17 protein-coding genes are annotated in these 14,145 nt (G+C 70.5%); 8 read left to right on the forward strand and 9 right to left on the reverse strand.

Annotation, left to right across the window (positions count from 1 at the left end):
* Positions 1-154 precede the first annotated feature (154 nt).
* Positions 155-1,633 (forward strand): replicative DNA helicase, encoded by a 1,479-nt coding sequence (gene dnaB / locus ACE4Q9_RS16960; protein ID WP_397985071.1) that lies wholly within the window; start codon positions 155-157, stop codon positions 1,631-1,633.
* Positions 1,634-1,692: 59 nt separating this feature from the next.
* Here dnaB and ACE4Q9_RS16965 read toward each other — a convergent pair whose 3' ends face one another.
* Positions 1,693-2,259 carry a dihydrofolate reductase family protein gene (locus ACE4Q9_RS16965; RefSeq protein WP_397985072.1) on the reverse strand — a complete coding sequence of 189 codons (567 nt, stop codon included), beginning with the start codon at positions 2,257-2,259 and terminating at the stop codon, positions 1,693-1,695.
* Between the two features lie 351 nt (positions 2,260-2,610).
* Between ACE4Q9_RS16965 and ACE4Q9_RS16970 the strand changes: the two genes are divergently transcribed.
* Positions 2,611-3,996: a serine hydrolase domain-containing protein gene (locus ACE4Q9_RS16970; RefSeq protein ID WP_397985073.1), complete on the forward strand. Its 1,386-nt coding sequence runs from the start codon at positions 2,611-2,613 to the stop codon at positions 3,994-3,996.
* A 101-nt stretch (positions 3,997-4,097) separates the two neighbouring features.
* On the opposite strand, the gene ACE4Q9_RS16975 is transcribed toward ACE4Q9_RS16970, so the two are convergent.
* Both ACE4Q9_RS16975 and ACE4Q9_RS16980 read right to left on the reverse strand, forming a co-directional pair.
* Positions 4,098-4,550 (reverse strand): GNAT family N-acetyltransferase, encoded by a 453-nt coding sequence (locus ACE4Q9_RS16975; protein ID WP_397985074.1) that lies wholly within the window; start codon positions 4,548-4,550, stop codon positions 4,098-4,100.
* A 9-nt stretch (positions 4,551-4,559) separates the two neighbouring features.
* Positions 4,560-5,018 (reverse strand): MarR family winged helix-turn-helix transcriptional regulator, encoded by a 459-nt coding sequence (locus tag ACE4Q9_RS16980; protein ID WP_397985075.1) that lies wholly within the window; start codon positions 5,016-5,018, stop codon positions 4,560-4,562.
* A gap of 143 nt (positions 5,019-5,161) precedes the next feature.
* On the opposite strand from ACE4Q9_RS16980, the gene ACE4Q9_RS16985 reads away from it, so the two are divergent.
* Complete coding sequence (locus ACE4Q9_RS16985; protein ID WP_397985076.1) at positions 5,162-6,373, forward strand: MFS transporter; 1,212 nt, start codon at positions 5,162-5,164, stop codon at positions 6,371-6,373.
* Between the two features lie 161 nt (positions 6,374-6,534).
* Complete coding sequence (locus ACE4Q9_RS16990; protein WP_397985077.1) at positions 6,535-6,954, forward strand: heme-binding protein; 420 nt, start codon at positions 6,535-6,537, stop codon at positions 6,952-6,954.
* Positions 6,955-7,021: 67 nt separating this feature from the next.
* Here ACE4Q9_RS16990 and ACE4Q9_RS16995 read toward each other — a convergent pair whose 3' ends face one another.
* The 6 genes from ACE4Q9_RS16995 to ACE4Q9_RS17020 all read right to left on the reverse strand — a co-directional run bounded on the left by ACE4Q9_RS16995 (position 7,022) and on the right by ACE4Q9_RS17020 (position 11,733).
* Entirely contained in the window at positions 7,022-7,888 is an 867-nt protein-coding gene (locus ACE4Q9_RS16995) for a GNAT family N-acetyltransferase (RefSeq protein ID WP_397985078.1), read from the reverse strand.
* Positions 7,889-7,977: 89 nt separating this feature from the next.
* Complete coding sequence (locus ACE4Q9_RS17000) at positions 7,978-8,460, reverse strand: NUDIX domain-containing protein (RefSeq protein WP_397985079.1); 483 nt, start codon at positions 8,458-8,460, stop codon at positions 7,978-7,980.
* A gap of 81 nt (positions 8,461-8,541) precedes the next feature.
* Complete coding sequence (locus ACE4Q9_RS17005; RefSeq protein ID WP_397985080.1) at positions 8,542-9,447, reverse strand: LysR family transcriptional regulator; 906 nt, start codon at positions 9,445-9,447, stop codon at positions 8,542-8,544.
* A 220-nt stretch (positions 9,448-9,667) separates the two neighbouring features.
* Entirely contained in the window at positions 9,668-10,831 is a 1,164-nt protein-coding gene (locus ACE4Q9_RS17010; RefSeq protein WP_397985081.1) for a cystathionine gamma-lyase, read from the reverse strand.
* The gene (locus tag ACE4Q9_RS17015) at positions 10,828-11,349 is read right to left on the reverse strand and encodes a low molecular weight protein-tyrosine-phosphatase (protein ID WP_397985082.1); all 522 of its coding nucleotides are present in this window, start codon (positions 11,347-11,349) and stop codon (positions 10,828-10,830) included. The genes ACE4Q9_RS17010 and ACE4Q9_RS17015 overlap by 4 nt, the downstream gene beginning before the upstream one ends.
* 6 nt (positions 11,350-11,355) lie before the next feature.
* Positions 11,356-11,733: a phage holin family protein gene (locus tag ACE4Q9_RS17020; RefSeq protein ID WP_397985083.1), complete on the reverse strand. Its 378-nt coding sequence runs from the start codon at positions 11,731-11,733 to the stop codon at positions 11,356-11,358.
* Positions 11,734-11,792: 59 nt separating this feature from the next.
* On the opposite strand from ACE4Q9_RS17020, the gene ACE4Q9_RS17025 reads away from it, so the two are divergent.
* The 4 genes from ACE4Q9_RS17025 to ACE4Q9_RS17040 all read left to right on the forward strand — a co-directional run bounded on the left by ACE4Q9_RS17025 (position 11,793) and on the right by ACE4Q9_RS17040 (position 14,074).
* Positions 11,793-12,110, forward strand: coding sequence for a cupin domain-containing protein (locus tag ACE4Q9_RS17025; protein ID WP_397985084.1), 318 nt, complete (start codon positions 11,793-11,795; stop codon positions 12,108-12,110).
* Between the two features lie 152 nt (positions 12,111-12,262).
* Positions 12,263-12,475 carry a DUF5326 family protein gene (locus ACE4Q9_RS17030; protein ID WP_397985085.1) on the forward strand — a complete coding sequence of 71 codons (213 nt, stop codon included), beginning with the start codon at positions 12,263-12,265 and terminating at the stop codon, positions 12,473-12,475.
* Between the two features lie 199 nt (positions 12,476-12,674).
* Complete coding sequence (locus ACE4Q9_RS17035) at positions 12,675-13,538, forward strand: IclR family transcriptional regulator (protein WP_397985086.1); 864 nt, start codon at positions 12,675-12,677, stop codon at positions 13,536-13,538.
* Positions 13,539-13,636: 98 nt separating this feature from the next.
* Positions 13,637-14,074, forward strand: coding sequence for an SsgA family sporulation/cell division regulator (locus ACE4Q9_RS17040; protein ID WP_397985087.1), 438 nt, complete (start codon positions 13,637-13,639; stop codon positions 14,072-14,074).
* The last annotated feature ends 71 nt before the right edge of the window (positions 14,075-14,145 follow it).

A 14,145-nucleotide genomic window follows, 5' to 3' on the forward strand; every position in this document is an offset into this window, starting at 1 on the left:
TTCTCCGGGCCCCGGCAGGCCATGCCTCCGGAGCTTCGGAAACGGCACAAAACCGACGCGCCTTGAGCGGAGTTGGGCCTCTCGATTTGTCAGTGTCGTGCCGTACAAAAGAGGACACGGCGAGGTCCGCCGTGTGACGGGAGGAGGTGGCTCGGTGAGCATTTCCGAGCCCTTGGACGATCCGTGGGCCGACAGCGGACCCAGTGATCGTCTGCCGGCCTCCCGTCGGCGACCCGAGGGCGGCCGGGGTCGTGACGAGCAGCACGACCGGGGCCGCGACAACTCCGGCTGGGACGGCGGCGGTTCCTCCTTCGAACGGGTGCCCCCGCAGGACCTCGACGCCGAGCAGTCGGTGCTCGGCGGCATGCTGCTGTCCAAGGACGCCATCGCCGACGTCGTCGAGATCCTCAAGGGCCACGACTTCTACAAGCCCGCGCACGAGACGATCTACCAGGCGATCCTGGACGTCTACGCCAAGGGCGAGCCGGCCGACCCGATCACCATCGCCGCGGAACTCACCAAGCGCGGTGAGATCAACAAGGTCGGCGGCGCCGCGTATCTGCACAGCCTCGTCCAGACCGTGCCGACGGCGGCCAACGCCGAGTACTACGCGGAGATCGTCCACGAGCGCGCCGTACTGCGCCGCCTGGTCGAGGCCGGCACGCGGATCACGCAGATGGGATACGCGGCCGACGGCGACGTCGACGAGATCGTCAACAGCGCCCAGGCCGAGATCTACGCCGTCACCGAGCAGCGCACCAGCGAGGACTATCTGCCGCTGGGCGACATCATGGAGGGCGCGCTCGACGAGATCGAGGCGATCGGCTCGCGCAGCGGCGAGATGACCGGGGTGCCCACCGGGTTCACCGACTTCGACTCGCTCACCAACGGACTGCACCCCGGTCAGATGATCGTCATCGCGGCCCGCCCCGCGATGGGTAAGTCGACGCTCGCACTGGACTTCGCGCGGGCCGCGTCGATCAAGCACAACCTGCCGAGCGTGATCTTCTCGCTCGAAATGGGGCGCAACGAGATCGCGATGCGCCTGCTGTCCGCCGAGGCCCGCGTCGCGCTGCACCACATGCGGTCCGGCACCATGACCGACGAGGACTGGACCCGGCTCGCCCGCCGGATGCCGGACGTCTCCGCCGCCCCGCTCTACATCGACGACTCCCCGAACCTGTCGATGATGGAGATCCGGGCCAAGTGCCGCCGCCTGAAGCAGCGCAACGACCTGAAGCTCGTCGTCATCGACTATCTCCAGCTGATGCAGTCCGGCGGCTCCAAGCGCGCCGAGAGCCGCCAGCAGGAGGTCTCGGACATGTCCCGTAACCTCAAGCTCCTCGCCAAGGAGCTGGAGATCCCGGTCATCGCGCTGTCCCAGCTGAACCGTGGCCCCGAACAGCGCACCGACAAGAAGCCGATGGTCTCCGACCTGCGTGAGTCCGGCTCGATCGAGCAGGACGCCGACATGGTCATCCTTCTGCACCGCGAGGACGCCTACGAGAAGGAATCCCCCCGCGCCGGTGAGGCCGACCTGATCGTCGCCAAGCACCGTAACGGCCCCACCGCCACCATCACGGTCGCCTTCCAGGGCCACTACTCGCGCTTCGTGGACATGGCACAGACCTGACCGGCGCGGTGTAGGGCCTCGAATCCCGTGGCACAGTTGGGCTGGAGGTGCGTGGCTGCTCAGCGCCTCGTCTCGTACCTGGTCAGGACCACGCCGCCGGGGAAAGTCCGCGTCTCCACCAGGTTCAGGTTCACCCAGCTGTCCAGCGTGGTGAAGAACGGCGTGCCGCCGCCCACCAGGACCGGATGGGCGGCGATCACGTACTCGTCGATCAGCCCGGCGCGCATCGCCGTCCCGGCGAGCGTCGCGCCGCCGATGGTCATCGGGCCGCCGTCCTCGGCCTTGAGCCGGGTGATCTCGGCGATCGCGTCGCCGGTGACCAGGCGGGTGTTCCAGCCTGCCTTGTCGATCGTCGAGGAGAACACCACCTTCGGCGTGTCTCGCCAGTTCCGCGCGAACTCGATCTCCGCCGGGGTGGCGCCTGGCTGCTGGTCGCCGGTCGGCCAGTAGGAGCTCATCGTCTCCCACAGCTTGCGCCCGTACAGCGACAGGCCACTGGCCTTTTCGTGGGCGAGCCACCACTGGAACAGCTCGTCGCTCGGCGGTCCGCTCCACCCGATGTCGTCGCCAGCCGCGGCGGTGCAGCCGTCCAGGGTCACGTTCATGCCATAGATCAGTTTCCGCATGGTCCAGCCTTCCGTCCGTGGAGTACGGCGTAAGGACCGGCGCGGCGCGGGGAACTCATCGGCGCGCGGTCCGCTTCATCGCATCGGGCTCCCCCCAAGGGCCTCCAACTGCTCCTTCGTCCATGAGAGCCCGCCGGTCCGCAGTTCGTCGACCACGGCGCGCACCCCCCATCTCCGCGCCGTCGAAAGCGCGTGGAACTGACGCACTGCCTCCGGAATGTCCGTACCGGTCGGCCGTGTGCTGCGCAACCTGCTGACGCTGGTGGGCATGAAGCTGATCGTCCCGGAGAAGCCGGCCTGGCAGTTGGAAATGGATTCGACGCCCGGCGTTCCAGCAGGTGGACTGGGGGGATGACGACTTCACAGGATGCGCTGCTTCCGGGTACGCGGCGCGCGTTGCTGCACAGGGTCGCCGTCGCGCAGAGCGAGGGGCGGGCGCCGTCGTTGGTCGCCGCGGTGGTGCGGGACGGGCGGGCCGTGTGGCACGGGGCGCGGAGTTCGGTGGCCGGGCAGGCGCCGGACGAGAACGTGCAGTACCGGATCGGGTCGATCACCAAGACCTTCACGGCCGTACTGGTGCTGCGGTTGCGCGACGAGGGCCTGCTCGACCTCGGCGATCCGCTGGACAAGCATCTGCCGGGCACCGGCGTGGGGGAAGCAACGATCGCCGAACTGCTCGCGCACACCTCCGGAGTGGCGGCCGAGTCGCCCGGTCCCTGGTGGGAGCGGACGCCGGGCTCACTGCGGCCCGAGCTCCGCGATGTGCTCGGCGAGAAGCCCCTGCTGCACCCCGTCGGCCGCCGGCACCACTACTCCAACCCCGGCTACACACTGCTCGGCGAGCTGGTGGAGGAACTGCGCGGCGCCCCCTGGGAAGAGGTGCTGCGCCGGGAGATCCTCGAACCGCTCGGCCTGCACCGGACCACTACTCAGCCACAGGCCCCGTACGCGGGTGGCTGGGCGGTGCACCCGTGGGCCGACGCCCTGCTGCCGGAGCCGGTGGAGGACCTCGGCCGGATGGCGTCCGCGGGCCAGCTGTGGTCCACCACGGGCGACCTGGCGAAGTTCGCGGTGTTCCTGACCCGCGGTGACGACCGGGTCCTCGGCGCGGAGTCGGTGCGCGAGATGCGGACCCCGGCGGCGCCGGCCGAGGCCGCCGATGTGGTGGACGGGGTCACCTACGGCCTCGGCATGCAGCTCCATTCCCGTGACGGGCGGCTGCTGGTCGGCCACTCCGGCTCGCTGCCCGGCTTCCTGGCGAACCTCACCATCAGCGTGGAGGACGACGTGGCCGCGGTGGTGCTCGCCAACTGCACCGGCGGGCCGTCCTTGGGCGCGGTGGGCGACGACCTCGTACGAATCGTCGCCGAGGCGGAGCCCCGTATCCCCGAGCCCTGGCGTCCGTTGCGTGAGGTCGACCCGGCGGTGCTGGAGCTGGCCGGGCAGTGGTACTGGGGGACCGGCGCCTTCGGCCTGCGGGTGACGGCCGACGGCCTCATCTCGCTCGGCCCGCTGACCGGCGGCGGTCGCCGGTCCCGCTTCCGGTCGAACGGCGACGGCACCTGGACGGGCCTGGAGGGTTACTACGCCGGGGAGCTGCTGCGGCCCGTGCGGCGATCGGACGGGTCCCTGAGCCACCTCGACCTCGGCTCGTTCGTGTTCACCCGGAAGCCGTACGACCCCGAGGCTCCGGTTCCTGGCGGCGTGGACCCGCAGGGGTGGCGAGGCGTCAAGTAGGACTACAGCAGGAGGGGTTGCACCGCAGGGTCGCATGTTTCACGTGAAACACGCGGTGCAACCCCTCTGTGCTGTCCCGCTCTCCGTCATCGGAGCGAACGTCAAAGGCGCAGCTTGAAGCCCTCGTGTGAGGCGGTGAATCCGAGTCGCTCGTAGAAGCGGTGGGCGTCGGGACGCTTCTTGTCGGATGTCAGCTGCACCATCACGCAGTCGAGTCGCCGGGCCGTGTCGATGGCCCACTGGATCAGCTCGGTGCCCAGTCCGCTGCCGCGTTCGTCGGCGTGGATGCGAACCGCCTCGATGAGCGCACGGGTCGCGCCCCGGTGGGACAGTCCGGGGATGATCGTGAGCTGGAGCGTACCGATCACCCGGCCGTCGCGCACAGCGACGACGAGGTGCTGGTTCGGGTCCGCCTCCAGTCGCTTCAGCGCCGCCCGGTATGGGGTCAGATCGTCGGGAGACTCCCGCTGCGCACCCAGTGGATCGTCGGCGAGCATCGCGACGATCGCCGGGAGGTCGCCGGCGGACGCGGCCCGTATCTCGAGATCAGCCATGCCTGCACCCTACGCGGGGACGTTCAGCGACTCCACGGCCCGTACCAGCGGCGCCAGTTCGGCATTCTCGGAGGCGTCGTCCAGGGCCTCGCGCAGGGCGCCGTCATTGGTGGGGCGCGCCTCCTCGAGGAGCCGCAGTCCGGCCTCGGTGACGTTGGTGTAGATGCCGCGCCGGTCGGTGGGGCACAGATACCGCTCCAGCAGACCGCGGTCCTCCAGGCGGGTCACCAGACGCGTGGTGGCGCTCTGGCTGAGTACGACCGCCTCGGCGACCTGCTTCATCTGGAGGTGCCCGCCCTCGCCGTCGTGCTGCCGGCTCAGCACGTCGAGCAGAGAGTACTCGCGCACGCTGAGGTCGTGCTTCGCCTGGAGAGCGCGCTCGATGTGCGCCTCGATCTTTCCGTGCAGCGCAGAGAGGGCGCACCAGCCATGGGCGAGGGCGGTGAGCGCGGGGTCCGTCGCTGTCATGGGCGTTCTCCTCCGTCTCGGAGCGGTTGCTCCTAGCGTAGTCCACTCTCTGCAATATCCAGCGTTTGCATTTAAACCGCGTCTGCAAGTATTGTCATTGCAGGTAAAGCGCTCATGCAATCGTCTGGGAAGGTGTACCCCACATGCCTCTCGCGCTTCTGGCCCTCGCGATCGGGGCCTTCGGAATCGGCACCACCGAGTTCGTGATCATGGGCTTGCTGCCCGAGGTCGCAGGCGACTTCGGCGTCTCCATCCCCACGGCCGGCCTGCTCGTGACCGGTTACGCGCTCGGCGTGGCCGTCGGGGCCCCGCTGATGACCGTGCTCGGCACCAAGATCCCGCGCAAGCGGATGCTGATGCTGCTGATGGGCCTCTTCATCGCCGGAAACCTGCTGTCCGCCCTCGCGCCCGCGTTCGCGGTCGTGGTGATCGGACGGGTGGTCGCCTCGTTCTCCCACGGCGCCTTCTTCGGCATCGGTTCGGTCGTCGCGGCCGAGCTGGTCGCGCCCCAGAAGAAGGCCGGCGCCATCGCCATGATGTTCACCGGTCTGACGGTCGCCAATGTCGTCGGCGTCCCGATGGGCACGCTGATCGGCCAGCACGCCGGCTGGCGTGTGACCTTCGCGGTCGTGGCCGCGCTCGGTGTCGTCGGCCTCGCCGGCGTCGCCAAACTCGTGCCCGACCTGCCCCGGCCCGAGGGCGTTCACATGCGCCACGAGCTGGCCGCCTTCAAGAATGCCCAGGTCCTGCTCGCCATGGCGATGACCGTCCTCGGCTTCGGTGGCGTCTTCGCGGCCGTCACCTACATCGCGCCGATGATGACCCATGTCACCGGCTTCGCCGACAGCTCGGTCACCTGGCTGCTGGTCCTGTTCGGACTCGGCATGGTCGGCGGCAACCTGGTCGGCGGCAGGTTCGCGGACCGCGCCCTGATGCCCATGCTCTACATCTCGCTCGGCGCCCTTGCCGTCGTCCTCGCCCTCTTCACCCTGACCGCCCACAACAAGATCGCGGCCGCCGTGACCATCGCCCTGATCGGCGCCCTCGGCTTCGCCACCGTCCCGCCGCTGCAGAAGCGCGTCCTCGACCACGCCCACGGCGCCCCGACGCTCGCCTCGGCCGTGAACATCGGCGCCTTCAACCTGGGCAACGCCCTCTCCGCCTGGCTCGGCGGTCTGGTGATCTCGGCCGGCCTCGGCTACACGTCCCCCAACTGGGTCGGCGCCGCGCTCGCCGCGGCCGCCCTGGTCCTGGCCGTCCTCTCGGCCGCCCTGGAGCGCCGCGACGCTCCGCACGGCACCACCGTGGCCACCTCCGGCACGCCCGCCGAGCGGCGCACCGCCGTCCACCACTGAGCCACCCGGACCAGGACCCGGCCACCCGCACCGCACCACGACCCGCAGCCACCGGACCACGGCTCGCAGCCACTGAACCACGGCTCGCGGCCACCGCACCGAACCGCTGTGCGGCGCCCCGCACAGCGACACCCCCACAGCACCACCGAGGAGAACCTTCCATGACCACCACCGCCGTCGCCCCGCTCACCACCGAGGACGCCGAACTGCTCGTCGCCACGGCCCGCCGGGCGGCCGAGGAGGCGGGAGTCACCGTCAGCGTCACCGTCCTGGACGCCGGCGGTCATCTGCTCGCCTTCCGCCGGGACGACCAGGCGGTGCTGATCTCCGGCGAGACCAGCACCCGCAAGGCTTACACCGCGCTCCAGCTGAACGCCCCCACGGCCGACCTGGTCGACGCCGTCCAGCCCGGCGGCCTCTTCCACACCCTGCCCACGGCCCTCGACCGGCCGCTGCTGTTCATCGCGGGCGGAGTCCCCGTCCACCGCGCCGGCCGGCTGATCGGCGCGGTCGGTGTCGGCGGCGGCACCCCGCAGCAGGACCACGGCTTCGCCACCGCGGCCGTAGGCGCCCTCGTCTGATCACACCGACCGCAACCGGCAGGCCCCGCCGCTTCGAGCGGCGGGCCTGCCGGTGTCGTACGAGGTCTCAGCCGGCGGCGACCGTCAGCGGGGCGAACCGGCGCGTCCAGTCGCCCGGGAGCTCGGGGATGCCGTAGGTCATCACGGAGTTGTACGTCACCGAGGCCAGGCCCCGAGCCTTGGCCCAGGCCCGCAGGTCCTCGTGGCGTACGTCGATGTCGGTGCGCAGGGGGCGGTCCGTGCCGGCCGCCAGCGAGGCGATGAGCGCCTGTGCGGTCTCCGTGTTGCGGGCGATCAGCGGGCCGACGACATGGGTGTCCATGGTGGGCCACGCGGCCGCGTATCCGGTGATCCGGCCGTCCTCCTCGGCCACCCGCAGCTGGTCCGCGAAGGCGGGCAGCCGCGCGATGAGCGGTGTCCGATCGGCGCCGAACACCTCCTCGTCCAGCCGCAGCATCGTGGGGAGATCCTCCGCGGTGGCGGCCCGCGTCTTCATCCCGAGGTCCGGACCGCCGGGGGTGAAACGACCCCTGAGCATCTCCGCCCGCCCCGTCACCTTGAAGCCCAGCTCCTCGTACAGGGGACGGCCGCTCTCCGTGGCGTACAGGGTCAGCGGGGTGCCGTCCATGACGGACACCACATGCCGCATCAAGCGGCGCCCGACACCCCGGCGGGCGTGGCGCTCGGCGACCAGGACCATGCCGACGGCGCCGAGCTCGGGCCGCCCCCAGGAGCCGTACTCGGTGATGACGCACGCGGCGACGAGACCGCCCTGCGGGTCGTCGATGCCGAAGCCCCGGCCGGCGGTGAGGAGGAAGCCCCACTTGTGTTCTTCGCGCGGCCACCCCCGGTCCTCGGACAGGTCGGCGCAGGCGGTGAGATCGCGCAGCGTCAGACGGCGGATGGGCAGTGCGTCGAGGGAAGGAGTTGGCACGCACGTCAGGCTGTCCGAAGCAACCCCCCGGCGTCCACCGGTTTCACGTGAAACATCGCCCCGTCGGCCACCCGGCGGGGAGGTGCCCCCTATCCCAGATCGGGAGCGTGCATGGCCCGCACGCCCTCGATGTTGCCGTCCAGATAGTGCCGCAGCGACAGCGGGACGAGATGGACGGACGCGATGCCGACGCGGGTGAACGGGACGCGGACGATCTCGTACTCACCGGCCGGTTCCTCCACCTCGGGGCCATGGCGCAGGGACGGGTCCATGGACTCCAGCCGGCAGACGAAGAAGTGCTGCACCTTCACGCCGGTCGCGCCGCCGTCCTCACCGATGTGCTCCACGGTGTCCACGAAACACGGCACCACGTCGCTGATCTTGGCGCCCAGTTCCTCGTACACCTCCCGGTGCAGGGCGTCCACGACGGTCGAGTCTCCGGGTTCGACCCCGCCTCCGGGGGTCACCCAGTAGGGATCGACACCGGGCTTGGTGCGCTTGATCAGGATCAGGTCGTCACCGTCCAGCAGAACGGCGCGGGCGGTGCGCTTGACCACGGGTCGGACGGTCATGGGAGAAATGTGGCCCGGCTGGTTCCACGTGAAACATCGCAAAGCGGAACCGGTTGCGCGCGCTCCGTGGCCGGGTGCGCGTCAGCCCCACCCCGCGGCCGCACGCAGCAGCCCTTCATGGGCGCGGGCCACGGGCGGCAGGGCGAGCGTGCCCGTGCGGACCACCAGGAAATAGGTGCGCAGCGGCGGCACCACCGGGTCGTGCAGGGCCACGACCGCGCGCCGGTCGAGGGCCGGTGCGCAGAGATAGCGGGGCAGTACGGCCAGACCCGCGCCCGCGCTCGCACAGGCGAGCACGGCCCGCAGATCGGGGGCGACGACCGTGCCGGGGGCGGCGGGGCGGGCATCGAAGACGGAGGCCCAGTAGTGGGAGACGAACGGCAGCGACTCATGGACGTCGACCACGGGCAGATCCTGGAGAGCGGGCGCTCCCTTCAGCCGTAACGCGTCCGGGTCGAGGTGCTCCGCCCAGCGGGGAGCGGCGACCAGTACATGCTCCTCGTCGCAGAGCGGGGTCGAGGTGAACAGGGCGCCGCGCGGCCGGGCGGCGCTGATGGCCAGGTCGTGGTGGCCGGCCGCGAGCCCCTCCAGAACCTCGTCCGGGGTCCCGAAGGAGGCGCGCAGCGCGAAGCCCCGGCGGCCCTCTCCGGCCAGTTCGGCGAGGGCGGGCAGGGCCCGTTCGGCGGTGAACTCAGGGGGCCCGGCCAGGTGCAGCGTCGTCGGCGAGGACTCGTCGTCGAGTGGGCCCTCGGCTATCTCCACCAGCGCGTCGAGGTGGGGCGCGGCCTTGTGCGCGAGTTCGTCGCCGATGGTGGTCGGGGTGACCCCGCGCGCCTGGCGCAGGAAGAGGGGCTTGCCCAGCTGACGTTCCAGGGTGCGGATCTGCGAGGTGACGGCGGGCTGGGAGAGGCCGAGCAGGGCCGCGGCGCGGGTGAAGGAGCCGGCCCGGTGCACGGTGACGAAGGTGCGCAGCAAGGCCAGATCCATGGCATGCCCTCCCCTGCCCCCGCCTTCGGCTGGCCCCGGCAGGCGTCAACTATAAATATGTCGATAGGCTCCTGTCGCTAGCGTGATTGGACACTGACAGAGAGTCAACTAGCCTGGACAGCACGGTTCTTCGCGAACGGAACCGGAGACGGTCCGAGCCACGAGGGGGGAGGCTCGGACCGTCGTACGACATCGGGCCGTACGGCACCGCCCCGGCCGGTCACTCCGCCGACTCGTCCAGGGCGCGCAGGATGTCCGCCACCAGATCCTCGGGGTCTTCCGCGCCGACGGACATCCGGATGAAGCCCTCCGGGACGGCGTCTCCGCCCCAGCGGCCGCGCCGCTCGGCCGTGGAGCGCACCCCGCCGAAGCTCGTCGCGTCCTCCACCAGGCGGAGCGCGGCGAGGAAGCGTTCGGCGCGCGCACGGGTGGGCAGCGTGAACGACACGACGCAGCCATAGCGGCGCATCTGCCGCGAGGCGGTCTGGTGCGCGGGGTCGTCCGGCAGCCCCGGATAGCGCAGACCGGTGATCTCCGGACGCTGCCGCAGGGCCTCGGCGACGGCGAGCGCGGTGGCGTTCTGCCGGTCGACGCGCAGCTGGAGCGTGGCGATGGAGCGGTGCGCGAGCCATGCCTCCATCGGCCCGGGGATCGCTCCGACGATCTTGCGCCAGCGGCGTACGGCGGCCATCGCCCCGGCATCGCGGCCGGCCACGTACCCGAGGAGGATGTCGCCGTGCCCGGTGAGTTGCTTGGTGCCGCTGGCCACGGTGAAATCGGCGCCCAGGGCCAGCGGGCGCTGACCGAGCGGGGTGGCGAGGGTGTTGTCGACGGCCACCAGGGTGCCCTGGGCGTGCGCCGCGACCGCCAGCCGCCGGATGTCGCAGACATCGAGCCCCGGATTCGACGGGGACTCGATCCACAGCAGCCTGGCCCCCTCCAGGGCCTCCAGCTGGGCGTCCCGGCCGGTGGGTGCGGTGCGCACCTCGACGCCGTAAGCCTCCAGCTGGGCGCGGACCAGCGGCAGCGCCTGGTAGCCGTCGGACGGCAGCACCACCGCGTCGCCGGAGCGCAGCTGGGAGAACAGCACGGCGGAGATCGCGGCCATGCCGGAGGCGAACACCAGCGTCTCGACATCCTCCCGTCCGGGCGCTTCCAGCTCGCCGATGGCGTTCTCCAGCAGCGCCCAGGTGGGGTTGTCGTCACGGCCGTAGGAATACGGTCCGGTCACCTCGCCCGGCAGATGGAAGTGCGCGGCGAACACGGGGCCGGGCAGCGTCGGCTCGTGCTTGACCGGCTCGGGCAGCCCGGCCCGCACCACACGCGTGCCGTCGCCCACCGGCCCCTCGTCGACGGGCCCCTTGTCCCAGGTTGCGTCGCTCATGCGGCCCGTCCCTCCAGGTGCTCCCGTACGGCGGCGAGCAGACCGGCGCTCGCCTCCTCCACCATCTCAAGGCATTCCTCGAAGCCCTCCGGCCCGCCGTAGTACGGGTCCGGCACGTCGAGATCGCCGCCCGGCGGCTCGTCCGGTGCGAGGGCGCCGGGCGACCAGTGGGCGTACGCGCGCAGCAGGCGGACCTTGCGCGCGTCGTCCTCGGTGGGCGCAAGGCGGCGCAGGGCCCGCAGATGACCGGCGTCGAGGGCGATGACGAGGTCCCGGCGGGCGAACCAGGACGGCTGGAACCGGCGTGCGATGTGGTCGCAGTCGTAGCCGCGGTCCTGGAGGACGGCGACGGTGCGCGGGTCGGCGGCCTCGCCCTCGTGCCAGCCGCCGGTGCCCGCGCTGTCGATCTCCACCAGATCCGCCAGCCCGGCCTCCGCGACCCGCGCGCGGAAGACGTGCTCGGCCATCGGGGAACGGCAGATGTTGCCGGTGCACACGAAGCAGACGCGGTAGGTCATGAAGGCTCAGTCCTCGTCCGGCAGGATCAGGTGCAGGGCCCAGGAGACGACCGAGATGATCAGACCGCCGAGCACGGCCGTCCAGAAGCCCTCCACGTGGAAGCTCAACTGGAGCTTGCCGCACACCCAGGACGTCAGCAGCAGCATCAGCGCGTTGACGACCAGGGTGACCAGGCCCAGGGTCAGAATGAACAACGGGAAGGTGAGCACCTTCAGGACCGGCTTGACCAGCGAGTTCACCAGGCCGAAGATCAGTGCCACGACGATCAGCGTGCCGGCCTTCTTGGCGGTGCTCGCTCCGGTCAGCGTGATCTTGTCGAGGAGCCAGACCGCCACCGCGAGGGCGCCCGCGTTCACGATCGTCTTGACTACGAAATTCTTCATGTGTCTGATCGTGGCAGACCGGATCGGCAGCGAGCAGTGAGGCGAGGGCGACGAAGCGAATGAAGGCATTCCGGCTGGACGACCTGGAGGCGGAGCGCGCCGTCAACGAGGGTGCCTATCTTCAGTTCCTGCGGGAGCGGAACATGTCGGTCGGCCTCTACGCTCTCGACGCGGGCGCGCACGACCCGCAGCAGCCGCACAAGCAGGACGAGGTGTACTTCGTCGTCAGCGGCCGGGCGTCGATCACCGTCGGCCTGGAGACGACCGAGGTGGCGCGGGGCAGCGTGGTGTACGTACCCGCGGGTGTCGCCCACAAGTTCCACCACATCAGCGAGGATCTGAGGGTTCTCGTCGTCTTCTCTCCACCCGAGGCGTGAGGGTCGCTCTCCGGGTTCCCTAGGGGACGGTTCAGGGAAGGACAAGGGCTGCGCGGCCCCCGTGGGTCCCTCCCGCGGCTCTAGCATCGAGGGCAGGACATCGAGACCGTACGCGACGTACACGTACGCACGAGACGAGAAGGACGAGGGCCATGCGAGGGATCTTCGCGGGACTGCCGTGGTGGGTGAAGTGGGTCGCGGTGCCGGTCATCGCCCTGGTCGTGTTCGGCGGCCTGATAGCGAGCATCGTCGGATTCGTGATCGGCCTGCTGTTCAAGGCGCTGGTCTTCGTGGCCCTGGTCGGCGGCCTGATCTACATCGTGCGCAAGTTCATGTCCAACTCCTCCTCCCACGGCGACTGGTGAGGCACACGGGAGCCGGTGACCGGTAAGGGGGTGCCGGTTCCCTCGGGGGAGGGAAGTTTCCCCATGAGCCCGGCCGCACGCGGGGGCGGGCGGTTAGAGTCCGGAACTCCCGCGGGGTGCGGCCCCGCGGGTGGCGCAGAACCCCCTCCGTGCTCCCCGCCCACGCACGGGCTGCCCCCTCGCGCTTCCGGAGTAACCCTTGGCCACGGTCGACACCGCACCGGCGAAAACCCCCGCACTCCCCGCCCAGCCACGCCCTCGCACCCCTCCCGCCCGGCGGCCGTCCGGGATGGCCGTCCCGCCGCAGCCGGCCCCCACGACCACCCTCATCGGCTCCGTACAGCGCGCCATGCGGCTGCTGGAGACCGTCGCGGCCCATCCGTACGGCGCCCCCGCCAAGCAACTCGCCCGCGCCACCGGCCTGGCCCTGCCCACCACCTACCACCTGCTGCGCACCCTGGTGCACGAGGGCTACCTGCGCCGCGACAAGGGCCTCTTCTACCTCGGTGACGCGGCCGAGCTGCTGAGCAGCAGCGGGGCACGGGAGAAACGTCGCGGCAGGGTCGCGGAGACGCTCGCCCACTGGCGCGATTCCATCGGCGCCCCGATGTACTACGCGATGTACCGGGACGGAGAGATCGAGGTTCTGTGCGTCGCCGACTCCCGTGAGTCACCCGCGGCCGAGGAGTGGGCCGACTTCCGCGAGACCGGGCACGCGCACGCCATCGGGCAGTGCCTGCTCTCCCAGCTGGACGAGGGCGCCCGGCAGGATCATCTCGCCCGCTACCCGGTCCAGGGCCTCACGCCCTACACCGTGCGGGACAGCGACGCCCTGCTGCGCCGGCTGGCGCGGGTGCGGCGCATGGAGACGGTGACGGAGCGCCAGGAGTACGCGCTGGGCACGGTCTGCGCGGCGGTACCCATCACGGTCGGCACGACCGCGGTCACCGTGGCCATCTCCCTCCCGGCCCATCAGGCCGACCGGCTGCTGCCCGCGGCCCAGCGGCTGCAGACGGAGATCGGACGGCATCTGGGATCCCTGACCCTCTCTATCAGCATCTGAAAACTTACTCCTTGTGATCCACCGTGTACTTTCAGCAAGATTTACCACGGTCAGAGGGATCAAACCCGGCCAGTCGATGTCATATGACGGGGTAGGCGATGCGCGAGTCCGTACAGGCAGAGGTCATGATGAGCTTTCTCGTCTCGGAGGAGCTCTCCTTCCGCATTCCGGTGGAGTTGCGCTACGAGACCGGCGATCCCTACGCCGTGCGGCTCACCTTCCATCTGCCCGGCGATGCCCCGGTCACCTGGGTCTTCGGCCGGGAACTGCTGATCGACGGCGTCGGGCGTCCGTGCGGGGAAGGGGATGTGCGGATCTCCCCGGTCGAGACCGAGGTGCTGGGCGAGGTACTGATCCGGCTTCAGGTCGGCGGCGACCAGGCCCTGTTCCGCTCGTCGGCGTCGCCGCTCGTGGCCTTCCTCGACCGCACGGACAAGCTGGTCCCGCTCGGGCAGGAGGGCGCGCTCGCCGACTTCGACACGCATCTGGACGAGGCGCTGGACCGCATTCTGGCCGAGGAGCAGAGCGCGGGCTGAGACACCGCGGGACGGAGCGCGGACGCTCCGCTCGGCGGTACGGGGCTTTGCAGGAACGCTTCTTCAGAAAT

The organism is Streptomyces sp. AM6-12 (genome assembly GCF_044327085.1).
GTDB lineage: Bacteria > Actinomycetota > Actinomycetes > Streptomycetales > Streptomycetaceae > Streptomyces.